Here is a 26585-nt window from a genome sequence, read left to right as displayed (position 1 = left end):
CTTGGTATGGCTGCCATGCAGCGACCTCACAGGTCGAACTGATAGGTCTTCGGAACGAAGCGATAGCCGTCCCCATATGTCTCGACAAAGCCAACGGCCGCGAACGGCATATGGTAACCGAGGAAGGCAATCTTGTCGGCCGCGATCATGCCGAACACCTTGCGGCGCGTTGCCGCCGCCTGCGCCTTGTCCATGTCAAACCGAACCTCCCAGTCGGGCTTCCGACGGTACCGCCATATCCAATTCTTCCAATAACGTGCGACTTCCTTGCGGCACACCCCCAAATGACCAGCCGACCGCTGCGTTTCTTGCGCCCGGCCGAAGCAAACATATGCCAATCTTGACCATTGAAATTACTGAACAAGCGGTCTCACGCAGACGTGATGCAAACGTGCCTCAGAAGCTGAAAGAAGGGTTGGCAGAGCCTTTCGCGAGGACTACAGAGCACTGGCTTTCCCGAGCCGCCTTCGCAAGACCTTCAAGGCATTCGTGTATGAATCGCATCGTTCCGCTGATCCTCGCCGTCGCTCTTTTCATGGAGCAGATGGACTCCACCGTCATATCGACCGCCCTGCCCGCCATCGCCAACGATCTCCATGTCGGGCCAATCACGCTGAAGCTGGCGCTGACCTCCTATATGGTGTCGCTCGCGGTCTTCATCCCGATCAGCGGATGGATGGCGGACCGGTTCGGCGCCAAGCGCATTTTCCGCCTTGCCATCTGCGTCTTTGTCGTCGGCTCAATCTTCTGCGCGATCTCTTCGGGCCTGATCGAATTCGTTTTCGCCCGCTTCCTGCAGGGCATGGGCGGCGCGATGATGACCCCGGTGGGTCGTCTTGTGCTTCTGAGAACGACGAAGCGAAGCGAGCTTGTCTCGGCCATGGCGCTGTTGACCATTCCGGCACTCGTCGGACCACTTGCCGGACCGCCGCTCGGTGGCTTCATCACCACCTATTTCACCTGGCACTGGATCTTCCTGATCAATGTGCCGGTCGGCATCATCGGTGTCTGGCTCGCAACGATCTTCCTGCCTGAGGTGGAGGCGACGGCGCCGCCGAGGCTGGATGTCATCGGCTTCCTGCTCACGTCGTTTGCGGCAGCTGGGGTGGTCTTCGGCCTCTCCGTCGTCAGCCTACCGGCGCTTCCGCCCATTATCGGCATCACGGCGACAGCAATCGGCCTTGTCTGCGGCTTTCTCTACGTACGCCACACAAAACGGCATCCGGCACCGATCCTCAACCTGAACCTCTTCCGAAACCCGACCTTCCGCGCATCGACAACCGGCGGCACGCTGTTTCGCATCTGCATCGGTGCCATGCCCTTCCTGACGCCGCTGATGCTGCAGCTCGGCTTCGGTCTGACGCCTTTCCAATCCGGCCTTATCACCTTTGCCGGCGCAATCGGCGCCATCACCACCAAGTTCATGGCCCGTCGCGTGTTCGCCGCGGCCGGCTTCCGAACGACCTTGCTTTCGGCAGCAGGCGTCACGACCTTGGTAACTGTCACGACCGGCTTCTTCACGCCTAAAACATCGCACCTCGTTATTATCACCGTGCTGCTGATCGGTGGTTTTTCCCGCTCGTTCTTCTTCACCGGGGTCAATGCCTTGGCGTTTGCCGATATTGACGACGCGCAGGCGAGCCAGGCAACGTCGATGAGTTCGGTGATGCAGCAGATCAGCCTGGCTCTCGGTGTTGCCGTTGCCGCCGCGATCCTGGAGACGTCGATCTATTTCCGCGGCGAGGCGCTGCAGGTGGCCGACTTCCACATCGCCTTCTACGTGATCGCGATCCTGACGGTCGTGGCGACCATCCCCATCATCCGGATGGACAAGAGCGCCGGCGCGCTCGTCTCCGGCCACCGCGCAAAACGCATCGCCCCGGCGGCGATCGAGGTAGAACAGCACGCAGTGAAGTAAGGCTTATGCCGGGGTCTCGCAGACGGCGCTGAGCTTGTTGCCGTCCGGATCCCGCACGTAAGCCGCGTAAAAATTAGCGTGAAACGGCCGCAATCCCGGCGCGCCTTCATCAATGCCGCCTGCCGCAATTGCGGCGGCATGGAATGCATCCACATCAGCACGACGTTCGGCATGAAGCGCGACCATCGAACCATTTCCGTTCGACGCGCGCCTGCGATTGAATGGGGTGACGATCCAGAGCCGGCAGCGGGTATCCCCGTCGGCGGAGTAACCGATTTCCTCCTCTGAATGGCGCTGACGCCGGTAGCCGAGAAGCGGCAGGACGATATCGTAAAACCGCCTGGCCTGGTCGATGTCGTTGGTTCCGAGGGTGACGTATAGGAGCATGGTGCCGGGCATTCCAAGTCTTGGGAGATCGATCATCACCCAAGACCAGCCCAAAGATCAAGCTTCCGCGGCGTCGGGTTCCGCTTGGCGCCCCTTGAAGCCTTTCGCCAGCAGGAACATTTCCACGGATTCGGCGCGCGAGGATGCCGGCTTGACATGGACGACCTGCTTGAAGTGTCGCTTCAGCATGTTGAGAAGATCGCGCTCGGTGCCGCCCTGGAAGGTTTTTGCCAGAAAGTGTCCGCCTTCGCCCAGCACTTCAACAGCAAAGTGGGCAGCCACCTCACAAAGATGCATGGTGCGCAAATGGTCGGTGCGGTGGTGGCCGGTAGTAGGGGCAGCCATATCCGAGATCACCAGATCCGGTGTACCGCCGACCGCTTCGATCAGCTGCGCCGGCGCTGAAGGATCGAGGAAGTCCAGCTGCAGGATCTTCACGCCCGGTAGCTGATCCATCTCCAGAAAATCGATCGCCGCGACGCGGATATCCTCATCCGTCGACCCGGTGACCTTGGCAGCGATCTGCGACCAGCTTCCCGGTGCAGCGCCAAGATCGATGATGCGGCGAGCGCCCTTCAGGATGTTGTGCTTCTCGTCGATCTCCAGCAGCTTGAAGGCGGCGCGCGCGCGATAGCCCTCGAGCTGGGCGCGCTGCACGTAGGGATCGTTGATGTGGCGCTGCAGCCATTGCCGCGACGACGCCTTCATCTTCTTGTTCTTGACGCGCTGGCCGAGTTTGCGGCCGGTGCGGTTACCCGCAATCGTTGGCTTCGCCATGCTTGTCCCCTATTTGCCGCGCTGGCCGCGGCGGTGGCGGTGGCGCCGCCAGACACCATCGTCCGCCATCATGTCTGTCAGCAGGCCTTCCCTCAAGCCGCGATCGGCAACGCGCATGCGCGGACTCGGCCAGCGGCGGCGGATCGCTTCAAGAATCGCGCAACCGGCGAGCACCAGATCGGCGCGATCCGGCCCAATGCAGGGATTGGCGGCGCGGCTTGCGAAATCCCACGACAGCAGCTTCGCCTGCATCGCCGAAACTTCGTCGTCTGAAAGCCAGATGCCGTCGACTTTGCGTCGGTCGTAGCGCGGCAGATCGAGATGGACGCCGGCGAGCGTCGTCACTGTTCCCGAGGTGCCGATGAGATGGAAGTCACCCGCATGACCGATATCGATCGCGGGGCAATCGAAGGCGGCAAGCATGCCTTGCACTTCGATCACCATGCCTTCGAAGACATCCGGGGTAACATCGCGTCCGCCGTGGCGCTCCGACAACGTTACGACGCCGACCGGAAGCGAGGTCCAGTGGGTGATGTGATTGGCGAGGCGATTGAAGCGGTTGTCGCCGATGCGGATGACCGCGATTTCAGAAGAGCCGCCGCCGATATCGAAAAGGACGACGGAGCGCGTCTCCCGCCCGACAAGGGACGAGCAGCCGGAAACAGCAAGCCGCGCTTCGGTTTCCCGATCGATGATCTCGAGCTCGAGGCCGGTCTCGACAACAACGCGCTCGAGGAACTGCGCCCCATTGCTCGCCTGTCGGCAGGCCTCGGTCGCGATCAGCCGCATGCGGCGAATCTCACGGTTCTTTAGTTTGGAGGCGCAGACGCGCAGTGCATCGACGGCACGGTCCATGGCGTCGTCGGAGAGGCGGCCGCTCGCCGCAAGCCCTTCGCCAAGCCGCACGATCCGCGAGAAGGCATCGACGACACGAAACTGACCCGGTCGCGTCGGCTGCGCAATCAGCAGACGGCAATTGTTGGTGCCGAGATCGAGAGCGGCATAAAGCTCATCCGGCCACGGGTGCTCATTATGGCTCCGCTGCCCGCCGTCGGACTGGCGTGCTGCACGATTGTCGTTGTGACCGGGTCGCGATTCGGCAGCCCCGTTCCGTCCAGCGGGCGCTGGCTGCGGCTGGGCGGGATGGCCTACCGGCTTTTCGTGCACCAGCGGACGCCCCTGCAAGCCGCGCTTGCCACGATGCTTGCGGCGATTGCGACGGCTCGGCACCGATTCGCTGTCGCTGCGAACGCCCTGCCCTGCGACTGCGGAGATTTCGTTGCTTGTCCGATGCGGTTGCCCGGCCTCATCAGAGGCCCCGGCGCCACGACGACGACGCTTTCGCTTGCGCGCCGCGCTGCCGGCTTCAATTGGGCGTGCCGCCTCTCCGGTATCGCCGGAGAGGACATGCTGAGCGGACTGGTTCGCATTGCGGGATTGCCCGCCACGCTTGCCCTTGCGGCGCCTGGACTTCTTGCCGTCCTTGCGCCCTGCCGCCAACGCCCCGTTACCTTGCGACCTCTGGCCGCTTTCGGGGTCTTCCACGTTCTTTTTCCATCGCGCCGCGCAAGTCCAAAGGTATGCAGCAGGCGCTCATTCGATTTTGCGTTGCCGCGAAGATACCAGCGCATGGCGAAAACGCCAAATTCTTTTTGGCGCTAGAGAAACCGGCATTTTCGGGGGCATCAAAGACCTTCTCAAAGCCACGTGATTTTTTTCGAAACAGGTATTTGCAATCCGCCAGCTTTTGTTTATAAGCGCCGCACACCAGCGGAGCCGCTTCGCGCGCCGCACCTGCTGGGGAATAGTTCAATGGTAGAACAGCGGACTCTGACTCCGTCGATCTTGGTTCGAATCCAGGTTCCCCAGCCAATTCTCCCTAAAAGCCCTTAATTCCTTGATTTTCCAGTCGTGCCGGATATCGTTTTGGCATCATTGGCGACCTGATGCCCAGAACTGTAGCCCACAGGTGATGCCCAAGCGCTAGTGCGCCGCAGCCGACCCTTCGGGCGAAGACAGGGTATTCGTCATGGCCGTGCGCCACGAGGTCGAGAATCTGGTCCGTCGCGGAAACATCTTCTATTGGCGGGCGCGCGTTCCGGCCGTCTTCGTCCATTGCCGTCCAGGCAGTCGCCTTTCACTCAGCCTTCATTGTTCCGACCATAGAAAGGCTCAGATCATCGGCCGGAAGCTCAATATGCGACTGGCCGAACTGAAGATGAATTCGAAGGAAGCGATGTCTACCAAGAAGCAGCTCCAGATCCTGTTCGAGCACGTGCGGGATGAGGAAATCGAGAGGCTCGATGACATCAGCACGATGGCCAAGCGCAACGGCCGCGGTGGCGATGTCGTCGAGATGGAGCTCGATCTCGAAGTTGGCTGGGCCTGCCAAGTCCTGGCAAAGTTCGGGACCCGTTCGGAGCTCAGCCTCGAAGGCGACTGTCCTGGTCTCACCTATCTGCTGAAGAACGGCGTCCCCGCCTCGCATGTCGATGCCATCCGGGCAAACTATCGAGGCGAGCTAAGCACGGCTCGTAGCCCTGGATTTGAGGATGGTATCAGACGACTGATCTACCACTTCGAGATTGAGGACACGGCGCTCAATCGCGAACGCGCCATGTCGAAAATGTTCGAAGGCCGCGCTGCGGCCCTATTGGATATCGACGAACGCCACGACCTCGTCGACCGCAGCTTAAGCGAATTCACAGGGGGCGGCAGAGCGAAGAAGTCCGTGGTCGAGGAGAAGCCCGTCCAGGTCGAACCTGTTGCCGCTTCCTCGTTGATGCTGGCCAAGGAGAGCAAGCCGGCACCGACTGCAACCGGTATCCCGCAGCCAGAGGAAATCGCCTACCTCGACCTCTCACCGCGCGTGGCGCCGAACGCCAAGACGGTAGCGGCTGAAACTCAAGGCGCAAGCCAGAGGGTCGTAGCCGTCGCAGATTTCGAGCAAGCATGCGACAAACTCATCGCGAATATGGGCGAAGAATGGACAACGGAAACGGGTCGAGATGCGATGGCGCTGGTTCGGATGTTCAAATCGGTGCTCATGGAACACGGTGTGGAGCATTCCGGAGAGATCGAGCAGTATCACATCGGCCTGCTGCGTCAGCACTTCAACGACATTCCGACCGACTGGGGCCGAAGCAGCAAGATGCGCGTCATGTCAGCGCCGGAACTTCGAGCGGAAGGCGAGAAACTGCGCAAGGCGGCTGACGGGGCGGGAACCAAGGCGAAGGTTGGTCTGGCGGCGGGAACCATTCGCAAACATTTCGGAAACCTGCAGCACTTCCTGAAGCATCTGAAGGGCCACGGATTCGAAATCGAAAACTGGACGTTCGAAGGTCTGCGCCCCAGAAAGCCCAAAGCTGGCGAAATCCGCCGCCAACAGTACAAGCCAACGCCGCAGGATATTGCCCCAATTTTCGCCAGCCCTCTCTATCGAGGTTCACGAGGCCATCTGCGTGGACAACGGCGGGAGCCGGGCAAGCATGTGTTCCACGATTCGCTCTACTACCTGCCGATCCTGTTCACCTATCTCGGACCCAGACGCAAAGAGTTCGCCGGACTGACAGTCAACGACATTGCTAAGGACGAGGAAGGTTATGTCATCATCCTTCGCACGAACAGCCTTCGGCGGCTGAAGACCGCACAATCGGAACGACTGCTGCCCATGCCTGGTGAAATGGTTCGCTTGGGTTTCATCGACTATCTTCAAGCGATCAAGAAGCTTGGATACGAGGCTCTGTTTCCGGATCTCTTCTCGGACAAGACGGAGAATGATCCGGGCAATCGTTTCTACGACACCTTCATCCCTGTCATGCGCGGCGCGCTCGGTGAAAAAATGTGGAACCGATCAATTCATGCCCTTCGCCACGGCATGGCAGACACCCTGAAACAGGCCGGCGTGTCGCCCGAGGTTATTGATGACATCTCGGGCCGGCTGAGCGAAGGCAGTGAAACGAACACACGATACACCAATCCAGCCGGCCTTCCATTGATGCGCAGCGCGCTCAAGCACTATCCGATCATTACCTCGACCATCGAACCGAAGCCGCTGCAACTTCTTCCGTGGATCGAGAACAAGCAGCCGCCGCCATGGGCGCGAGAAGGCAAGAAGTGAAGCCCGGGGCGGAAATGATTTCCGCCCCGGCATGCTGCGTGACTAGGCTGCTTCCCAAACCTGATTGAGAATTCGCGCCGCCAATGCCGCCTTGTCCTGCGGAAGGAAACGGCCGTAGTGCTTTGCCACCATGTCCGCCGTATCCTGGATGGCATAGCTCGCCTGCTCGTATGAGCCGGTCTGCTTCAGGATGTGGGTCGCCAGCACATCACGAACGTTGTGAGGGCCATGGGGCAACAAACCTTTGATCGCCCCACGGCCGGTGTATGGATTGTAGATGCCGTAGCGCTGGATGGTGAGCCGCCATGCCTCATAGAAGCTGGTGATGTCGTAGGCGGCGTCGGTACTTGTTGTCTTGACCGTCTTCACGAAAAACGTCCCGGGGATCGGCAGCACCTTTAAGAAGAACCGAACGGTGTCGCTCGACGTAATCATCAATGTGGCGGTAGAGGTCGAGCAGATCGGGCAGCACCAACCTAAATGGTTTGTCTCCAAAGAACGACGAATGGGCGTTCTTGAAAGCCACCGCCGGGATAAACACCTCCCAGCCACCATCTCGGTCACTCCAGCGGAGTTCACCGCGCTTGAGCTTTTCGAGCACGCGTTCCGGGCGCGGCATCTGTCCGCGTGGGCATAGCATCAACTGCCGAAGATTTTTCTGGCGAAGCCCGAGATGCAATCCCAGCCTCAACATGAGGAACGAGCGAACCGCCTCGGCAGCCGGACGCGGATAGCGCTCCTCATCAGGCATCAGCCGGATGATCTCCTCGGTGATCTTTCGATATTCGCCGACAGGACTGTCAGCTTCGAGGACCGGCATGATGGGCTCGAACGGATCGCGATGGACCCGGGCGATGCGCTGGATTTCCTTCACACGGTGAGAGGCATGTTTGTGAAAATCCTCGCAGGCGCCGTGCCAATCCTCACGGGCATAATCGATTTCGTTCTGCGAGACGAGACCGGCAATCGGCTGCACACGCGAAAAGAGTTCCGGATGCTGTCGAAGCCACCCGGTGCTTTCCTTAGTGATTGCCAAGGCTATCCGCAGCATGTCGACTTCCCACGCCGTGTAGAAACCCCGGCGGCTTTCGCGCCATTGCAGATACCAGTCCCAGACGCCCGGAAAGATGAGCAGTCCGAAGGTCAGTTGGCGCAGCGGCACCCCATATCCCTTGATCTCTCCCGCCTTTGACGCCGCAAGAGCGCCAAACATCAGACCGAGATGCTCGATCTTTTGGGAGGCGGTTTCCTCACCCCAGACACCGTTTCGCTGAAATCCAATCGAGGTCAGCGCGGATGTCTTGAAGCGGACCAAATCAGCCATCTCCATGGCAAGCGTCGGCGGCGCATCGATGACGCCGGACAGGAGGTCGGGATCCTCAATCCAAGTCTCCTCATAGTTCGCCGGGACTACGATCTTTCCATCTCGCGGCGCGCGTCCACCGTAGGATACGCCGGGAAAGCGAATGGCATAGCGCTGCTTCGCCGCGGCAGCCTGGAACTTGCGATAATCCGTCGACCCGCTGATGATGACGCGACGGACCCAATCGAGGATTTCCTCACGCTTGGCGAACGGAAGCGAATTGAAGTCATCGGGTAGATGCCACGCGATCCTGCGTCGCTCAGCAGGCTCGATGCCCGAGAGATTAAACCCGGATGCCGATCGCGACTGATGCGGCAGCTTCGCTTTGAAATAGCCTTCCGGGAGGCGGTAACGGCGCTCGATACGACCAAGCACGTCGAAGCTATCAGTGCTCCGCGGCACACGTCGGCCTTCGATCCAACTCAGCAGCGTATTCTTGTCCATGGGCTCATCAGGTCGCACCACCGATCGATAGAGAACCCAGTAGGTCTCACCGTGGCGACGCATGTGAAGCAGGAGCGCGGCAGCGAAATCGGCAGGGTCATCCCACTCGCGAAACAAGGGCTCTGGAAACTCTCCTTTCCCGCCAGGCTTAGGCTCCGCCGAGGCGAGGTGAGGACGTGCCGTCTTCGAAGGCGCGGACTTGATTGTCGGTTTCGTCTCCTCGGCGGCGGCCCTTTTTGCCTTTGTCGTGCCTTGAGGCTTGCGGGAGGGCCCCCCTGCATCTCCGGCTGTTTTCCCGCCGTCCTTGTTCCAACGAACGATTGCATCAAACCCGGGGTCGATCAAACGGTGATGCGAAGCAAGCGATCGAGCATCGATCCCGGTCATGCGAGCAACGACATCCCATTCGGTGTGACCTGCCGTCCGGGGTGGTCCGCACCTTCGTTCGATAAGTCGCCGCATGTAGGCCTTGAGGGCTTCGGCTTCGTCGCTGGAAAAGGCGGTCGAGAGACGCAGTTCGCAATAGGCGTCGATCTTACGTTGGAAGGCTTTGATTGCAGTTAGCTTGGTCATTTCACTTCATCATGTTCGTTACTCGGACCCTCTGTGCGAGGGGCCGGCCGAGCTAAGCGAAGCGGATTAACGAAGGATTGGAGCCGTCTGCATCATCAGAAATCCGATTCAGAATCAAACGGCGTTTTCGGGAGTAATGGGGGGAGAAGTCGTAAAGGAAGCAAACGCCGTTAGGCCTCGGCCTCGTCGAGCAAGCCGATCCGGTAACAACAGACCAAGTGGACACGGACGCGCTCAGACCTCCGTGTCGGGACCATCGGGATAGATCAGGTGGATTTTCCTGCGAAACGGCGAGCCGCCCATCCGGTACTTGGCGACCAGATCGTCGAACACTACGTCGCATTCGCGCTCATCGAAACCCTGATCCGTCAGCATCGAGACGATCTTGTTCTGGAACTTCTCGAGCTCCATCTGCTGACCCTTCTCGATCGCCCGCCGAATCAGCCAGAACAGCGCCACCCGAGCCACATCATCTCGGTCAGGCCGCTTCGCCCTTCTGTTGGCGTCGCGAAGTGCCTTCTGTCGCTGCCTTGCTGCCTTCAAGTTCATGATGCTCCTCCCGATCCTCGACCTCTTCAATGGTCAGGGGACCGGCCTGCCGGCGCAAGCCTTGTTCGGCTGAATCGGAAATTTCGGACCTTGAATCGGCGGCGCAGAACAATGAATCAAATGACCGCAATTTGTTTCGAGTTGCGGGCACGTTATCTCGGGTCAAGACGACCTGTTCGACCGCGAACGGCGTTTGTGAATCGTCGTATTCGAGTCCCGAATCAAAAATCCTGTGTTCGGAATCAAATGAGCGCAATTTGTTTCAGGTTGCCGGAGACTTGATGTGAGTCGCCGACAACTTGCCACACCACATCTCAAGTCACGTCACATTATCGCGATGATGTCCGAGGATCCAGCCTTCCCATTTCTGAATGGCATCGATTGCCGGGATGCCTTCACCGCGCCGCTTATCGACGACATCGAGCATCCCCAGCAATCCAACCACGGCATCGAAACGATCCTCGCCTGACTTGTCCGAGCCGAAGCCATCGCCGATGAACGGCTGAAGCAGACCGGTATCGAGGTTCGGCCGCGCTGCAAGCCAAGGCAATATCCTCTCCCCCATCCGTGTGCGGTCTGCCTGACGCCGCTTGCTCCAGCCACGCCGTGGCATGCCGATCTGACGGTACACGTCACCAGGATAAGTTTCTGCAAGGATGACTGGCTTTCTGTTGGCGAGCTCGGCCAAGCTTCCATCGAACGGCCACAGTGCAATCTCGCCCAGTCTCGGCACGATGATTTCCCGCCATCCCGAGATCGCGCCTTTGCCGACCTGATTGCCGCCAAGCGTCCAGAACAACATGCAGGCAGCCTGCCGATCGGCGGTCGCCCGTTCACAGACACGCAGGAGCGATGACGCACCAGAAATCCCAAGGGCATCGAAGAGATGGGCACGCGCCGTGCCACCAGGGCGGGCGGGATAGAATGGGCGCTGCAGCGAGATATGGTCGCGATGATCAGCTACATTGTACCAATCCGACCAGATCCCGGAACCAAATGACGTCAGTGCCTCCCGGAAGGAACCGATGCCGGCTGCTCGTGCATAGGCCTCCGGCAGGCCGATCGGGAAGTCGAAGCCGATCAGAAGCGCGCCCGGATCGACGGCGCGACGCTGCAGCCGCTCGAACAAGCTCGACGTGTCACTGACGAGTTCCGGAGGCTGAACACGCCAGTGTCCGCCGCGTTTGATGGCCACAGCCATCCAGCGCTTTTTCTGCTCCATACTCCAATCGCAATGGGCGACAACCGCGACGCTCATCCTGCACCCCGCTTCTGCTCATCGGGCGCATGACTATCAGCTTTAGGGCGGTAGATCACCGTCTGTCAGAATTTGCAGCACCGCCGTCTCATCCATTGCCTGGGCATCGAACAGCGCCTTGGCCAAAGCGTTGAAGGTCGGCCTGCGCCTCCCGAGGATCACAGCAGCCCGATCGAGCGCCGCTGCCAGCCTTCCATGGACACGAGCCGCCAGTTGGACGTCACGATCCAGAATCGCGCCCGGATCGCGATGCGGGCGATAGAGCAGCGGATGCTCGGTTCCGAAGCCGAGCGTCCGCTCCATATCGAGCGCCATCCGTGTGGCCCGCGCCAGATCGCTGTCGTCGGCGCCACCAGAGCCGCTCGAGACACGCTTGAGCATCAGTTGCTCGGCAGCCCGCCCCGCCATCAGCATGGTCAGCATGTCTTCGTACCAGTCGCGTGTGTCGGTCGCCCAGATATGGAAGCCGACGAGATTGTAGCCGCCCTCGCCGGTGTCGATATTGAGGCCGCGAACAGGTCCGAGATCAAGCGTATGATGGACAACTGCATGCCCTGCCTCGTGGAAAGCGAAGCGCCAACGGAGATTATAAGGCACGGGCGGGCGATGACCGCGGATGCCGTCTTCGATGTCCTCATAGCGGATCGCCCGCTTGCCGCGGCGCGCCTTCAATCGCGCCTCCCGGACGATGCGTTCGATATCAGCACCCGTCAGCCCCATCGCCCGCGTGGCGAGACGCCGCAGGATCGCATCGGCGGAATTACCTTCTTGCGCGGCTGCCGACAATTCCGACGCGTTGCCATTCTGCGGCTCGGTCATCGGCTGGCTCCTTTCCGTTCACTTTCTGCGTCTTCCTCCAGATAGGCGGCAACGATCCTCTTCAGCGAGAATCCTTCATCGACCTCTGATGGGATACCCGGTACTGGCTCCCGGATCAGCGCCATCACATCGTCACCGAGATGATGGGCCAAGATTTCGGCCAGCGTCGGGACATCGGGCCTGGGGATTTCGATATGGGTCTCCAGCCGCCCGGAACGCTTGATGGCATCGTCGATATGGTCGGGCCGGTTGGTGGCGCCGACGACGATCAGCCCCTCGTTCTTGATTGCGCCATCCAGCAGCTCCAATGCCTTGTTTACGACGGTATTCCAGTAGTCGGCATATTCCCGCTCGGCCGGCTGCCTTTTGCCGATGCCGTCGATCTCGTCGATGAACAGGATCGCCGGCGCCATGGCACGCGCCTCGACAAACGTCTTCACCATCCTGTCGATCACATCGTTCAGATGTCCGCCCTGCAGCCAGGTCGAGACGGATGTGACGACCAGGGGGATTTGCAGGCTGTTGCACAGCGCCCGGGCAAAGGTGGTCTTGCCGGTGCCTGGCGGGCCGGACAGCAAAAGCTTGGTGCTCATCTCCGACCAAGCGAGGATGCTGGCGCGATAGTCATCCAGATCTGCCTTGAGATCGAGCGCCCAATCCTTCGCCTTGCCATATCCGGAGAGGGTCTCGACGGTCATTGGCGATGTGTGCCCGATCTCGCCCACCGTCGGCAAAGGTTCCGGCCGGATCACTTCGGCGCCGGACGGCTTGTCCTTCTTCCAGCGGCCGTTGCTATCGGTGTCGGACGATTTCGGCTTTTCGTGCGAGCCTTGGGGCTTCTCGGCGGATGTGTTCGACGATGCCGATCCGGATGCCTTGTCATTGCTTCCGCCATCACCGTCCTCCTCTTCCTCGAAGTCGGCGCGATTGCGCTTAATGAGCGTCGCCAGGACATGCAGCACGTCCCTGATATGCCGCCCTGGACGGAAGGCAAGAACCACATCCTCCAGCGACAACCAGCGCGCATCGGAATCCGACGGCAGGCCAAGCGTGTCGATTGTCTCGTCCGGATAGAGCACCTCGACCAGATCGGCCACGAACTTGCGATCAAGCTTTCCCGTTTCCAGCGACAGGTCGGCGGCGATCTGCAGCAGCGAGGGAATGTCCGATCGTTTCTCCGCGATGGCGAGGACGGCCAAGTCGCGCGACAGCGCGCTGAGCATCCGCCGGCGCAGGGCATTGCCGGTGACACGATGCACGCCGGCGCCCGAGAAGGTCATGAGGCGCCTGCGTGTCTCGCCTTCCACGACGTCGAAGTAATCGTCGTTGAACATGTGGTCCGCATCGACGATCGCAAACGGGCCGCCGGGCACCAGCCGGGATTTTTCAAGGAGCCCCAGCACTTCCCGCTCGAAACCATCGAGTGGCGCATGCAGAGTGACGACCGGTGTAACACGGGTCAGCGTATAAACGATCTCCCGAAGCGACCGTCCGCTCCTTTGCATCGCACGCGCCAGAACCAGGGTTGCAACGATGTGACTGACCAGCGGCGCGGCCGCCACCCGATCCACCAGGCCGACCGCGTAGGTACGCCGATCGATGCCGTTACTTAGCACTGCGTCTTGCGCGATTGTGCCGCGACGCGCCCGAGGGAAGGCCGCAAGTTGCGAGGCGAACGGCGGATGAACGATCCCGGCGGTCACGACACCCTCGCCACCAGAACCCGGCGTCGGATTGCCGGTCTCCTTCGGTCGGACAAGCCAATCCGCAAAATTCCGCCGGAACCAGGTATCGTCACGGATCGGATCGCCGGTCAGTCGTGTCGTGTCGAACGTCGGGCTGTAGCGGCAGGTAAGATGACCGTCGACATCGACGACCCTGCTTTCCAGCAGACCGTTGCGCAGAGCGATCCGGCGCGCCTCGCGGCGGGCAAGATGACGGAGGCGGCGGATAAACAGCCGGGCGAGCTTATCCATCAATCCGGCCTCCCGTCTCCGCGGCAATAATTGCCGTTTGGGCGTTCTGCACCGGATCGCGCCGACGCGTCCGACCACGCCGCCGCCCGTCAATGACACCGGGCTGCGGAATCAGCGCCAACGGATGCTCGCCCGGCGAACGACGTGGCGGATGCGCGTCAGCCGACGAGCCAGTCGAGACCGACAGGCTCAGGTGTTCGTTCCGGGACGGATTGAGGTCCCGGTTGCGGCTCCGCAGCCAGTCGAGCAGCAGGCGGCATGCCGCGTTGCCGCAGTCGGCAAGTGCATTCAACCGAAGCATCAAAGGCTCCGGCACAAAGCCATCCAGCAGAGGACCTTGCCGGACGAAGGCGAGTGCCAGCCCGATCAGAACGGCGGGGTCGTAGCGGTAGCTCGAACCGTGATCCAGGTCATCGGATTGTACAGGAGGGATATTCGCGAGCCTGCTGTGAAGGCAAGGCAACGCGATAATATCGGTCGTGACCGCTTCGCAACGGAAGCCGGCCACAGACGGGCTGTGGGTATCGATGGACATGAGTGTCTCCTCGCCGGACCGCATCGCATCCGGCGTTCGTGGAATGGAAAGGACTTGAGAAGCCGGCCGCGCGCTTCAGGCGCGGCCGCGATCAGTGCCGTTGGGCTAGCGGCCCGTCAGTGCCCGCGCGGACGGCGGGCAAAGCCAACCCGGATGCGGACCGGCTCCGGTTCGTCGTCCTGATCCTCGTCGAAGCAGCCGAGATCGTAGTGACCATCGTCCTCGTCCTGCGAGGCCATCGCCTTCTCTTCCTCGTAAGCGCGAGACGAACCATTCAGCGCAATCAGCGGCTTGCCGGGAACGGTCAAGGTAGAGTCCGCGTCGGACGCGACCATCATCACGCCGAGCGCTTTGCGGGCTTCCGCCTCAAGAAGCTGTTGCACGCGGCGGCCGAAGCGCAGACGCAGTTCGGCCATACAGGCTGCAACTCCGTCGATTTCCAGCAAGTCGTCGATCTCGGACAAAGCCCAGATGCCGGTCGCGTGGTCGCTCGGGCGGCTGGCACCATCGACAATGGCAACCTCGACCGTGTCGACCATCATGCGCTTGTGGTTCTTGTACAGCCAGTCCGGCAGCACCATCGCCGACGCCATCATCTTCAGCTTCAGTTCCTCGAGGCGGCTGGTGTCGCCGTAAGAAGCGAGCGACCGCTTCAGGTCGAGGATGTAGGCAGTGTGCCGGGCGCGGTTTACGAGGATCAGGTCCGGCGTATAGCTGCCTTTGGCCGGTGCCTCGCAATCGAGCTTTACACCATCTAGGCTTTCCCAGTCGTTTCCGGAGACGGATTCAAGCGCCGCCTTGACCAGCGGCAACTTCAGCGACTGGGTCAGGACAACGATGTTGGGATTGGCTTTCGCCAGCCGCTCGACCGCCTGCTCCAGGAGCTTGCCTTCGCGGAACGACACGGCACGGACGAGCGAGGCCACGTGAACGTAGTGGCCGAGGATTTCGTCCTCGACCGGCTCGCCGTCGGAGATGGCGGCGATGGCGCGGTCGATCAGCAGATCGACATCGGCTTCGACTTCGGCGAAGCGAACGATGTGCGGATGGCGGCGCAGCGCGGCCGGTTCGCTGATGCTGTAGGCACCGATACCGAATGAGCGATGGGAGAACATCGATGCCGCGGCGACAGTCGAACGAAGAACTTCCCCGGCAGGGGTAGAGAGAGTATGCGTGGTCATAGCCCGATTCCTTTTATGCGAAAGGCTGAGGGTCAGGCCCTTGGTAGCGTTGGCGCGCTGCCTTGGGCCGTTTTGTGTTCGGTCTTCCGAACGCCCCCAACCTGGCAGGACCGGGAGCCGGGCTCAAGGACCCGGGAGCAAAAAAGAGAACGAAGCCGGTACAAGGTTAACAGTGGGCTCACGAGCATTAGGCCCGGCGAACGCGTCACTCGATCGGCATTGCCCGGAAGCGTGTCGCCGCTCGCGCTCGCTTGAAAAAAAGAAAAGGGCCGACGTGCGGCCCCTTCGAGTTCGGAGGTAAGGCCGGGATTCCGGCCGCCCGGTCTTGGGTCAAGCGATCACGCGGCGGCGTTTGGTGGCGTTACGGATTTCGTAACGATGCCCGACTCGGACTTGATCCGGCCGACGAGTTCCGCTCGCGTCGGGCGCTTTTCAGGCTTGGCCAGTGCTTCAGCGACGGATGGAACGTCATCCCCCAGTGTGAGCTTGGACTTGGGCGCCTCGATCGTGGCAGTGGCTCCAAACGCCGCAGCGATAGACTCCATCCTTTCTTCGACCGAGGGGATAGGCGTGAGTACCGAGTCGGGGCTGCCGCTGACATCCGCAGGAGCTGGCTCGTCCGCACCAACCTCGACCGGAACACTCGCGCTCGGTGCTTCACTTGTTTCCGCACCTGGCCAGGCCGGGGCGCTTGATTTGGAGGTGGCCCATTCCAGAATCGGCACGACTTCCGTTTCCAACCAGGTCCGAAGCTCGCCTTTGTCCGGCCAAGTCGTTTCGCTGCCCATCTTGTAGAGCAGCGCGCTGACCGCGGCCCAACCAGTCTTGCTCGGCAGGGCACTATTTGAGATTACATATGCCGCGGTTGGATAGGGCCTGACGAACTGCGCCAGACTTTCCAGTTCCTTATGGGCAAGGCGCGCCGTCAGATGTGTCTTTTCGGCGAGGGTCTTCTTGACGATGTTCTTCTTCGGCAACGCCTCACTGACGTGCGCGCGGATCTCCTCCAGGTGTCCGACGAAGGATTTGGTGCCATCCCGGACCTTGATCGCAATGATCGCTTTGAGCCCGTCAAGGCCTCCGATATCGTACGGATCGATCTGCGGCCGTGCCTCTGTCTCGTTTTTCGAGCCGGCCATAATCGCTGCGACGTCCTGGACCCTGAGCTTGCCGTTCTGGGCGGCGAAGCCAATAGCCTGCTCGATCTGCTCGGGCTCCGCAGCACTCAACTTCCCAAGGACTGTGGGACCCACGGCCAGCTCCACCAGAATATCCCGGTAGGCATCCAGGTTGCGAAATACCGCGCGCTGGGTCCGGACGTGGCGCGCGGTATAACCGCAGCGCTCCACGGCCCATTTTTCCAACGTCCCATCCGGGAGCAGCTCGGCTGCGCGTTCAAGATGCTCCCCGAGCTTGAAGGTCTCTTCGGTTGAACGGCGCGAAACGCTGATGAGGAACATGGCCGTCTCTTCGAGCTGGCTCTTGATGTCTTCTGCGACAGCGTTGGCTTCGTAGAACGTGCGGGCGGCGGACGGGAGAGCGGATGCGTTGGCAGTCTTGGTCATGGTTATCTCCATGTAAGAGGGATGATTGTAAAAGCATAGCCGCCTTTACCCCTCTATTATCTCAGAACAGTCTGCCATAGGAAAGCAATCCTAAGTTTTGCAATAAATTGTTTCCAAGTATCTCACTGAATTAGACATCAATAATTACTTTAAAATACCTTAAATTACTTCATGTCGGCATCACCTCAAAAAATTTTCACTTCCGCGAACGCAAGCAACAAGCACAATTAATACGTGCGTTCCTTCCGCCAAAGTAGGGCTGAAACGGCGGGAGCATCCGGCTCTTTTCAAGTCAGCCTGCGACCTGGTAACAAGGTCCCGCAGCCTGATTTGCAGAGTGAGGGCAAGTCCATCCCAATGGTGAAGGCCATACTCACCACCAAGGTCGATCCGACCTACGACGATCTCCCGGAACAGCGGTACCATTTTCCGCGGACTTACTTGCGTCAGGTCGAGGCGGCCCGCGGCGACTGGATCGTCTATTATGAACCGAGGCGTCCGAGCGGCGACTTGATGAAGACAGGTGGCAGACAGGCGTATTTCGCGACGGCGCGAATTGCCGACATCATACCGGATCCATCGAAGCCCGATCACTTCTACGCGCTGATCAAGGACTTTCTGCCCTTCGATCATGCCGTCCCGTTCAAGGAGGCGGATCATTACTATGAGAGCGGCCTGCGCAAGGAGGACGGCTCGACGAACAAAGGCGCGTTCGGCCGCGCTGTCCGGAACATCCCCGACGCCGAGTATGACCTGATCCTCGCGGCTGGCTTCGCGCATGTCCTCGGGAAACGTGACCGCGCGCGGCCGACGCCGGATCCGGCCGAGGAAGCACACATCGGCTTTGGCGACAATCCGCAAATGCCTTACGAGATCGACAACATCGATCGCCGGATCGTCTCCCAGGTGTTACAGCGCCCCTTCCGGGATCGAGCGTTCTCCGCAGCCATCAAGACGGCCTATCATGACACCTGTGCCGTCACCGGACTCAAGCTGATCAACGGTGGCGGAAGATCAGAAGTCCAGGCGGCTCATATTCGTCCGGTGGCAAATGGTGGGCCGGACAGTGTGCGAAACGGGCTCGCGCTCTCCGGGACGGTTCATTGGATGTTCGATCGCGGCCTGATCTCGGTTGATGATGACTACAGCCTGCTGATCGCAGGCGGCGGCGTACCCGATACCATCACGCGGCTTATCAAGCCGGAGCGGCGCCTGCTCGTCCCATCACGGCCGGACGAACGGCCGCATTCGCAGTTCCTACAGTATCATCGCGAGCAGGTGTTCAAGGGGTAAGGTGGCGGAAATGATTTCCGCTCTTTCTACCATTCTCCCCTTCACTCCTCGCCGAAGAAGTCCTCGTCTAGTCGCTTGAACTCGACGGTGCGATAGCTGCGGACGCCCACACCGTGCTCGATCATCAAATCAGCCAGTTCCTGTCCATCGATGAGAATGACCCGCTGTGCCAGATGCTTCACGTAGTCACGCGCCGGCTGGCTGAAGGTTGAGGTGGTAACGAAAACGCCTTTGGTGGCGCCGAGGCCAACGAGACTTCCCACGAAGCCATTCACGTCCGGGCGGCCGACCGGATTGCCGGGCGCGTAGCGTTTGGCCTGGACATAGATTCGGTCAAGGCCGAGGCGATCCTCGTTGACGATGCCATCGACACCGCCGTCGCCGGAGCGACCGAGCTGGGCAGCGGCGTCCTTGTGGCTACCGCCATAGCCCATGGCGACCAGGAGATCGACGATCAGTTGCTCGAAGAAGGCCGGGCTGTTCGCGAGGATGCGTTGAAGGAGTTCGTCGCGCAGCGCGGCCATGAGTGCCGCATGGGCTGCATCGATCTGCTCCTCCGGCGTCGTCCGGGGAGAGGCCAGATTAAGTGGCTTCGCGATGACGCCGTCCTGCTCGGCGGCACCGCCTTCGTTCCTGTAGAACTCGCGGAACTCCGGCTCTCGCATCAGGACCGCCACGTCGATGCGTTCCGGCGCCGTCGCCAACAGCACCTTCCCCTTGTCTGTCGCAACAAAGCGGCCCCGCGCTGGCGAGGCGATCAGCCCGGCCTTGCTCATATAAAACTTCGCCCAATGGATGCGATTATGGAGCACGCGCTGGCGGCCGCTCGGCAGCAATTCGTCTCGCTCCTCCGGCGTCAGATCCAGATCGTCAGCAACCCGCTCCGCGATGTCAGCGACGCGGGTTTCGCCTACGGCAGCGAGGCGCAGCACAGGCAGCATGAGGCTCTGGTAGTCCGGTATCATCGGTCTGGCTCCGCGATGCGGTTAGGGTCGGGCGTCACGCGCTCCTCACAACGTCCATGAGCCGTGAGTAGTCCGTGACTACGTCATACTTCACCTTGTCAGTCGTCATCGAGTTTCCGATTTTTTCGAAGAACCGCCGGGCGCACTCAATCTTTGTGCTCTCGAACTCGCGCAGCTTCAGGGATGACAAGGTGCCCTTCGTCTCGGCGACGAAGTATATGTGCCGAACCGAACCTTCCTTGAACGAGATGGCCCAGTCCGGATTGTAGTCACCTACAGGAGTCGGGATCGCAAAGCCTCTCGGAAGCTTCGCGTAGACGACGATCTCGTTGCTGGTGTCCAACTGCTCGACGAACTTGCGCTCGGTGTCTGAATCGAGAAACGCATAGTCGTAGACGTGCTTCTTCAACTTCTCGCTCGCCCTGGAGAAGTCCTGAACGGTCTGGCTGGCCGTGAAGATGTCGGACTCATAGCGCTCGGCAACAGCATCGTAGGTCAGGCGCTCGATGACCATCGTCGCCTTCTGCTCGATAATCAGGCGGGACGCTTCGCTGATAAAGTGTTCCGGGTTCTGCTTGAACTGGCCGAACACACTCGACTGGATCCCAGACAGGATCTCCGCGATGGTCTGCCGGGTGAGTTGGGTCGCTTCTGCGAGCTTTGCCAGCAAGTCGTACTTGACGAGCGAGACAACCGTTTCGGCCTGGTACGTCTCCTGCTCGTTTTCGCGGAAGCTCTTGCCATCCCCGACCGCGTCATAGGTCAGGCCGTCTCGTTGGATGCCTGCGGTGACCGTATATTGCAGCGGTGTCACCCGAAGATGGCTGTCCAGCGCGCTGATGCTCTTGCGGATCAGTTCCGCCGGCTCGAACTCGACCTTGTAGACTGCCTTCTGGTTGATCCGGCTCCAGAGCTCCTGAAATTCCTTCCGGTGGAAGTTGTCATTCAGCGGGTTGCGCTTCGAACGGCGGTCGTCCTGCATCTTTGGCAACTGCCGTTCATTGAAGACGCCGTCAATCAGTTCCACGATCTGGTCGGTGTAGGACTTCAAATCTTCCGGTAGCTCAGCCAGCGTCCCGTTCTCACGGGCGCTCTGATACTTTTCAGTGATGTTCTTCTGCCGGTCAACATAGCCGTTTTGCACGAGATAGAACTCGATGCCCGCTGCCATGTCGGACGATACCTCGATCGGCGCGCCATCCGCCTGAATGAGCTTACCCTTGAAATACTCCTCGTTCGCCTGCCGCGGTCGGGCAGTCAGCGCTTCGACCATTTCCTTCTGAAGCGCATCCACAAAATTCCTGTAGCTCTCGCTGGCGACCACCGTCAGCACGTTGATGTCGTGAACAGTGACCGGATTGTCCATGCGATCGCCGTTCTGGTCCACGCTCAAACGCAGACCACGACCGACCTCCTGGCGCCGCGAGATTTGGTTCTCGCTGTGCTTCAACATGCACATCACGAAGACGTTCGGATTGTCCCAGCCCTCACGCAGCGCGGAGTGGGAGAAGATGAACCGGGTCGGCTCTGCAAACGATAGCAGCCTCTCCTTGTCCTTCAGAATGAGGTCATAGGCGTCCGGATCCTCTGATTGCCCCTTATTGTCCCCCGTCTTGACGACATCGGGGTCCTTGAGGCGGTTGGTTTTCTTGTCGATGGAGAAATAGCCATTGTGGGTCTTCGCGGGGTCGATGCCGGCCAGGAATTTGCGATGGGCCTCGTTGTCGATTGCAAGCTCCGACAGATATTCGCCCTTGAGAAGCGCATACTCTTCCTCGAAAACACGGGCATACTCGCCCCGCTCGTCGGGTTGCGTATAGTCGCGATACTTCGCCACCTCATCGATGAAGAACAAGGACAGCACCTTGATGCCACGGGAATGGAGCTGCTTCTCCTTTTCGAGATGCGCCTTGATCGTCTCCCGGATCTGAATGCGGCGAATGTCGCGTTCCGAGACGTCGCCGTTAGGTTCACCCGCCTTGAGGACGACACCGTTCGTGAATTCAACGGTCTCGCTCACGGCATCGATCTGGCTGACGGTAAAGCCGCGATACTGATCAAGCTCACCCGACAGCGTAAAGAGGTCGTCCTTGAACTCCACACGGCGAAGCTGGCGCTTGATCTCCCCCGAAGTCAGCTTCACCTCCAGCTCGATCCGGGCAACGGGAGCTTTTTTCGAGATCTCGATGCCTTCGAGATAGAGGTAGGCATTGGTGCCTGCGAGGCCGCGTGCCTGGATACCGCGTACAGCGATCTTCTTCACCAGCTTCTGGTTATAGGCGTCGAGCGCGTCGAGGCGGTGGATGCGGTTGTGCTGCGTCTTGTGCGTGGCTGAGTATCGCAGGATCATCAGCGGCCTGAACTTCGGCAGGGCTTCGGTGGTCGCCGCGCCCTCCATCTTCTGAGGCTCGTCGAGGATCAGGATCGGACGGTTCGACGCGATGACGTCGATCGGCTTTCTCGACTGAAAGTCATCCAGCTCGTCGTAGATGCGGCGGTTATCAGCTCCACGCGCGTTGAACGCCTGGATGTTGATGATCATCACATTGATGCCGGCGTCGGACGAGAAACTCTCCAGTTCATGCAGGCGCTTCGAGTTGTAGATGAAGAACCGCGCCTTCTTGCCATAGCCTTCGGTGAAATGCTCGGCGGTAATCTGTAGCGATTTAGCCACGCCCTCACGGATGGCAATCGAGGGCACCATGATGATGAACTTCGACCAGCCATATCGCTTGTTCATCTCGAAGATGGTCTTGATATAGCAGTAGGTCTTGCCTGTACCGGTCTCCATCTCGACGTCGAGATGAACGCGGGTCGCCGCAATCGCATCCCTCTTATAGGCGGCGGCAACGGCGACGCGCTCTCCACGTGGGTTGAACGTCGTGAAATCGGTCAGCGACTGCGACAGAGGCAGGTTCTGGCGCCGCTGGATCTTGCGAATATTTTCAAGGATCTGCGCCTCGCTGATCGAGAAATCGGCATTCTTGAAGCCCTCCTCGAAGGCGCTCTTCTGAGCTTTCCGGCCGGGATCGATCCGGTAGCTCAACGCATCCGATTTGGCCTGGCCTTCGAAGCAATCGACGACGGCCTCGACGGCGTTGGTCTGGTAGGGCTGGACCTTGAATTTGAGCTTCATAGGACGTCGGCTTTCTTAAATTTCTTTCGTAGCTCTCGTAAAGCTTTCGTAGGATGTTCGTGCTTTATTCCACAAGGCGCCACTCAGGAGCCGCCGTGGAACCGAAATTGCGAATTCGCCCCTTCCTCCGTAAGGCACTCAAAAGATTGCCAATTTTGTGTGTCTTCTGCGTCTCGTTCAGCACGTCACTGAGTTTTTTCCTCAGAAGGTCATCCAGCTCTTTACGTGAAGCTTGTCCGAACTCTCGTAAATATCCGACGACCATCTCTTCATAGTGATAATCGTCGAACGCCCGTGTCTTGATGTACTGGGCTTTTTGCGAGGTCGCATCTGCAACCCTGGCAGATATGAAGAAGTTGGGTTTACGGCCTTCGATCAAGCGCTCCTGCCTGAGATGACGCACAGCGTCATCGGTAATCGGCAGATGCTTCTGAACCCGGTCTAGCGCGAGAACATCGGCCAGCGGCAGTCCGGTCTGCTGCATGAGCAACTGGCTGTAGGCCTCATCGACAACCCGGCCATGAATGGTCAGGCGGACAAGGTCCGGTTCAGTCAGATCATAGTCCGGCAGCGGGAAGAAGCGCTGGCGCTGCCGCCTGTAAATGTCCTGGATGCCATAGCCCATATGGTCGATCATGTTCAGTTCGGTCATGGCCTGGGTGAGGAATGGGTTTCGATAGCGCAAAGGGGTGCGGTCGTGCAGCACGTAGTCGTCGGGTTCGCCTTCGAAGAAGCTCCCCTCATTGACCAGTATCAGCCGGTCTGGCCGCTCCTTTACGATGATACGCGCCATCCGGGCATAATCCTGGTGGGCAATGCAGTTGTGCAGCGCCTCCAAAACGACCTTCTGATCGTACTTCGCCACTTCGTGGGCCAACAGGTCATTCTCCGGAAGCAAGCGGAGTTGAATATTCCGGATACGAGCAAAGACCTTTGACGATGTCAGCAGGAAGGGCGGACCGAAATGCTCGTAGGCGCGCTCTTCTCCCTCGAGCTTCCAGGTGATCTCGACCGGATGCGGATTGAGCCTCCAGGCGGACTCGGCCTTGCCCAGTAACAGCAGCGTAGCGCGGGTGATCGCACCGTTCTGTGTCAGCTTGGCCCTTTTGAGGAATATCGCATCACTCCAGCCGGTGATCTCTTCCGCGTTGAAGCGGTTCGCATGCTTGGCAGCAAAGCGCTCGCGCGCGACCTTCAGCGCTTGCGGATCGAGGTCATCGAGGCTGGCACCCTCGACAATCTGGGCCGTCCAATCAGTCGCGAGCGTCTGCGCGCGTATCTCGTCCAGCTTATCCGGCCCAAGGGCTACAAGGCTCTCACCAGCGCGCCCATAATAATGGCCGTTCCAATTGATCGGCATGCCACGGGGTGCTGCCGGGATTTCGAAAAGAACAACCCTGCCATCCGGATGGTTCAGCACATGAATATCCCGAACCGTGAAACTGCCCGTACCATCAAGGATCGACTTCTTGTCAGCCTGAAGATGGGCCGATTTTTCCTTGTAGGATGTGCCGACAATCACTCGCGTTTTGTCTTCAACGCCGAATACCAGCCAGGCGCGCTCACGGCCTCGGAGATTGGCCTCGTTTGCAAGTGCCGAAACATATTTGCCAAGATCGCTGTTCGAAAAGCCATCCTTTCCGCGCTTGAACTCAACCACCTCGCTTTCCCAATGGGAGATGAGCTGGGTCAACAGGGCGGAAAGCGCGGCGTGATCCATGCTTTGGCCTCAGATCGACTTGACATCGGTGGTCGGAGAAAGCTGGCGGAAAATCTGCTCGACATTGATCTTGACCGCATCGGACACAAAGCCATTGTCGCGGAAGACGACGCGGAGCGGTTCGCGCGTTGCCAGCTCCTTCACCAGATCTTCTGTCACACCCTTGTCGAAACAGGCGACAAGGGAGTTGTCGTCCACAAAGAAGACGGTCTTGCCCTGCACCGTCTCGCGGCGGATCGACAGCGTCAGGTCGACGCCCCAATCGACCAGCACCTGGAACAGCAGGTCCTCAGGTGTCCGGTCTTCCTTGACGTTGTCGACCATATCCAGCAGGTCACCCTGCTTCAGCTCGTCGGGACGGTAGTAGACGTCCTTCATATTAGACGACGCAATTTTCAGAACTCGGAATCCGATGTCATTGACAGAATGCAGCAAGGCACTCTCTTGAACAATCTTCGCCCCGGCTCGCCGAATTCGCTCTTTTGAGACTTCTGCAATATTAGGCTCGATACCAGCCTTGAAGCAGAAATTGTAAGCCTCTTTCGCGTCTTTACTCTCTTGACCGATTTGCTCCGGATACTGAATGCTTATAAATTGGCGACCTCCACCGTCACGTTTATTCAGCTCCAAAACAGCCTGAGCGAGGGTCGACGATCCAGCAAAGAGGTCAATACTTAGATCATTTTTGCCAGTAGAAAACGACAAAAGCCTCTCCATGAGGGATACAGGCTTGGGATTTGAGAATACTTTACTTGCCTCAGGAAAGAGATTTCGCAAGTCATAAGCGCCAGAGCGACCATCAAGGTCAAATACACTAGAAAGCTTATCCTCATACTCAGACGCATAAACCTTTAGCTCTATAAGTTTAGATTCGTCTTCGCCGAATAAGACTCGACCCTCTGACAGAATTCGTGTCATCGTTTCCTGGGGGAAGCGATATCCCATAAGCGGCTGCTTGCACGGCCTTCCGGTTTCGGGATGAATTACGTCGTACCGATAGCCCTCTTTCCCAGGGTTATGGACGCTGCGACTACCCGCGTAGACACCATGTTCATCGATAAACTTATAATCCGCAAGCGGGCCCAATTGAGCCTTGTTTTCCCGATACCAGGCGGAATATGCAGATTGCAGCTCATCGCCGTCACTATATTGCGCAACAAGATCGGTACCTACGCGAACAAGCACATCTTTGATATCCGAAACCAAGCTCTTCCACACACCCTCCAACACAGTGCTATTCTTGGCGAAAACGTGGATGCTTTCGTGTTCTATCGCTATATTGCTTGGGTTGTTATCTGTTGCGTTTTTCCAAATCAAAGTGCCTACAAAGTTTGCTTCGCCAAAAATTTCGTTGCAGATATGTAGGACGTTAGCGGTCTCGGCGTCATCGATAGAAATCATGATAACACCATTCTGGGCTAAAAGGTTCTTCGCAACCCGAAACCGCTGATAGATCATCCCCAGCCAATCCGAATGAAACCGTCCGTTAGACTCGGAATTTGCCAAAAGCCTATTCTCAAGATTATCCACTTGATTGGTTTTTTCTAGGTACTCAAATGTGTTTCCGACAAAATCATCTCGATATACTAAATTATTACCTTTCTTACGATTGTATGGCGGGTCAGCATATATCAGCTTGACTTGCCCAAGATAGATTTCTTGAAGTAATTTTAGAGCCTCAAGATTATCACCCTCAATGAAAAGGTTTCGCGTGTTGTCAAAATTCACGCTTTCGGCGATGGCTGGCCGAAGAGTTTTAGCAATCGGCGCATTGGAGGCCAACAGAGCTTCCCGCTTCCCCGGCCAGTCCAGCCGATATCGCTCCTGCGGCCCCTCCACGATACTGTCGCTCAATTCCTGACGAAGCTGATCGAAGTCCACGGCCAGACGTAGTTTGCCGGTCACCTCATCACGCGCCTCGGTCACGCAGCCGGGAAACAGATCGCGGATCCGGGCGATGTTCTCCTGGGTCAGATCAGGGCTGTGCATCTTCAGCTTGTCCATGC

Annotated in this window: 17 protein-coding genes, 1 tRNA gene and 2 pseudogenes; 4 read left to right on the top strand and 16 right to left on the bottom strand. The window is 59.2% G+C overall.

Translation table 11 applies throughout. From position 1 onward, the window contains the following. Window positions 1-26 precede the first annotated feature (26 nt). Window positions 27-218: pseudogene (locus ATY79_RS23595) on the bottom strand (MBL fold metallo-hydrolase); the annotation flags it as partial. A gap of 275 nt (window positions 219-493) precedes the next feature. Between ATY79_RS23595 and ATY79_RS23590 the strand changes: the two are divergent. Further along, window positions 494-1918: an MFS transporter gene (locus ATY79_RS23590; RefSeq protein ID WP_088705051.1), complete on the top strand. Its 1425-nt coding sequence runs from the start codon at window positions 494-496 to the stop codon at window positions 1916-1918. A gap of 3 nt (window positions 1919-1921) precedes the next feature. On the opposite strand, the gene ATY79_RS23585 is transcribed toward ATY79_RS23590, so the two are convergent. The 3 genes from ATY79_RS23585 to ATY79_RS23575 are packed head-to-tail and all read right to left on the bottom strand — an operon-like array spanning window position 1922 to window position 4627. Beyond that, on the bottom strand, window positions 1922-2305 hold the full coding sequence (locus tag ATY79_RS23585) for a VOC family protein (protein ID WP_088694715.1): 384 nt from the start codon (window positions 2303-2305) through the stop codon (window positions 1922-1924). A 57-nt stretch (window positions 2306-2362) separates the two neighbouring features. Then, window positions 2363-3082 carry an RlmE family RNA methyltransferase gene (locus ATY79_RS23580; protein WP_088694667.1) on the bottom strand — a complete coding sequence of 240 codons (720 nt, stop codon included), beginning with the start codon at window positions 3080-3082 and terminating at the stop codon, window positions 2363-2365. Window positions 3083-3091: 9 nt separating this feature from the next. Then, window positions 3092-4627, bottom strand: a complete 1536-nt coding sequence (locus ATY79_RS23575; RefSeq protein WP_088694668.1) for a Ppx/GppA phosphatase family protein — start codon at window positions 4625-4627, stop codon at window positions 3092-3094. Window positions 4628-4880: 253 nt separating this feature from the next. On the opposite strand from ATY79_RS23575, the gene ATY79_RS23570 reads away from it, so the two are divergent. Further along, a tRNA-Gln gene (locus tag ATY79_RS23570) sits at window positions 4881-4954 on the top strand. A 157-nt stretch (window positions 4955-5111) separates the two neighbouring features. Next, window positions 5112-7202, top strand: coding sequence for a DUF6538 domain-containing protein (locus tag ATY79_RS23565; RefSeq protein WP_088705050.1), 2091 nt, complete (start codon window positions 5112-5114; stop codon window positions 7200-7202). 42 nt (window positions 7203-7244) lie between these two features. On the opposite strand, the pseudogene ATY79_RS23560 reads toward ATY79_RS23565, so the two are convergent. The 8 genes and pseudogenes from ATY79_RS23560 to ATY79_RS23525 all read right to left on the bottom strand — a co-directional run bounded on the left by ATY79_RS23560 (window position 7245) and on the right by ATY79_RS23525 (window position 17465). Beyond that, a pseudogene (locus ATY79_RS23560) lies at window positions 7245-9582 on the bottom strand (hypothetical protein). A gap of 234 nt (window positions 9583-9816) precedes the next feature. Continuing rightward, the gene (locus tag ATY79_RS23555) at window positions 9817-10131 is read right to left on the bottom strand and encodes a hypothetical protein (protein WP_088705049.1); all 315 of its coding nucleotides are present in this window, start codon (window positions 10129-10131) and stop codon (window positions 9817-9819) included. A gap of 319 nt (window positions 10132-10450) precedes the next feature. Further along, window positions 10451-11389, bottom strand: coding sequence for a DUF429 domain-containing protein (locus tag ATY79_RS23550; RefSeq protein ID WP_088705048.1), 939 nt, complete (start codon window positions 11387-11389; stop codon window positions 10451-10453). Between the two features lie 42 nt (window positions 11390-11431). Continuing rightward, window positions 11432-12208, bottom strand: coding sequence for an ATP-dependent Zn protease (locus ATY79_RS23545; RefSeq protein ID WP_088705047.1), 777 nt, complete (start codon window positions 12206-12208; stop codon window positions 11432-11434). Beyond that, window positions 12205-14184, bottom strand: coding sequence for an ATP-binding protein (locus tag ATY79_RS23540; RefSeq protein ID WP_088705046.1), 1980 nt, complete (start codon window positions 14182-14184; stop codon window positions 12205-12207). Before ATY79_RS23540 ends, ATY79_RS23545 begins: the two co-directional genes overlap by 4 nt. Beyond that, on the bottom strand, window positions 14177-14719 hold the full coding sequence (locus ATY79_RS23535; protein WP_088705045.1) for a hypothetical protein: 543 nt from the start codon (window positions 14717-14719) through the stop codon (window positions 14177-14179). The genes ATY79_RS23540 and ATY79_RS23535 overlap by 8 nt, the downstream gene beginning before the upstream one ends. 116 nt (window positions 14720-14835) lie before the next feature. Further along, the gene (locus tag ATY79_RS23530) at window positions 14836-15900 is read right to left on the bottom strand and encodes a hypothetical protein (protein WP_088705044.1); all 1065 of its coding nucleotides are present in this window, start codon (window positions 15898-15900) and stop codon (window positions 14836-14838) included. Window positions 15901-16238: 338 nt separating this feature from the next. Next, window positions 16239-17465, bottom strand: a complete 1227-nt coding sequence (locus tag ATY79_RS23525) for a hypothetical protein (RefSeq protein WP_088705043.1) — start codon at window positions 17463-17465, stop codon at window positions 16239-16241. A 357-nt stretch (window positions 17466-17822) separates the two neighbouring features. Here ATY79_RS23525 and ATY79_RS23520 point away from each other — a divergent pair, with 357 nt between their 5' ends. Continuing rightward, window positions 17823-18758: an HNH endonuclease gene (locus ATY79_RS23520; protein WP_088705042.1), complete on the top strand. Its 936-nt coding sequence runs from the start codon at window positions 17823-17825 to the stop codon at window positions 18756-18758. Between the two features lie 41 nt (window positions 18759-18799). Here the strand turns inward: ATY79_RS23520 and ATY79_RS23515 are convergent, their stop codons facing one another. The 4 genes from ATY79_RS23515 to ATY79_RS23500 form a co-directional block, all read right to left on the bottom strand. Then, window positions 18800-19723, bottom strand: coding sequence for a restriction endonuclease (locus ATY79_RS23515; protein WP_088705041.1), 924 nt, complete (start codon window positions 19721-19723; stop codon window positions 18800-18802). Between the two features lie 34 nt (window positions 19724-19757). Beyond that, complete coding sequence (locus ATY79_RS23510; protein WP_088705040.1) at window positions 19758-22859, bottom strand: DEAD/DEAH box helicase family protein; 3102 nt, start codon at window positions 22857-22859, stop codon at window positions 19758-19760. A 64-nt stretch (window positions 22860-22923) separates the two neighbouring features. After that, window positions 22924-24579: an RNA-binding domain-containing protein gene (locus tag ATY79_RS23505; RefSeq protein WP_088705039.1), complete on the bottom strand. Its 1656-nt coding sequence runs from the start codon at window positions 24577-24579 to the stop codon at window positions 22924-22926. 9 nt (window positions 24580-24588) lie between these two features. After that, a complete protein-coding gene (locus ATY79_RS23500; protein WP_088705038.1) occupies window positions 24589-26583 on the bottom strand; it encodes a site-specific DNA-methyltransferase in 1995 nt (664 codons plus the stop codon). Window positions 26584-26585 lie beyond the last annotated feature (2 nt).

The organism is Rhizobium sp. R693, assembly GCF_002211315.1.
Lineage (GTDB): Bacteria > Pseudomonadota > Alphaproteobacteria > Rhizobiales > Rhizobiaceae > Rhizobium.
Note: the sequence above shows the minus strand (reverse complement) of the source record. Positions and strands in the feature narration are given on the sequence as shown.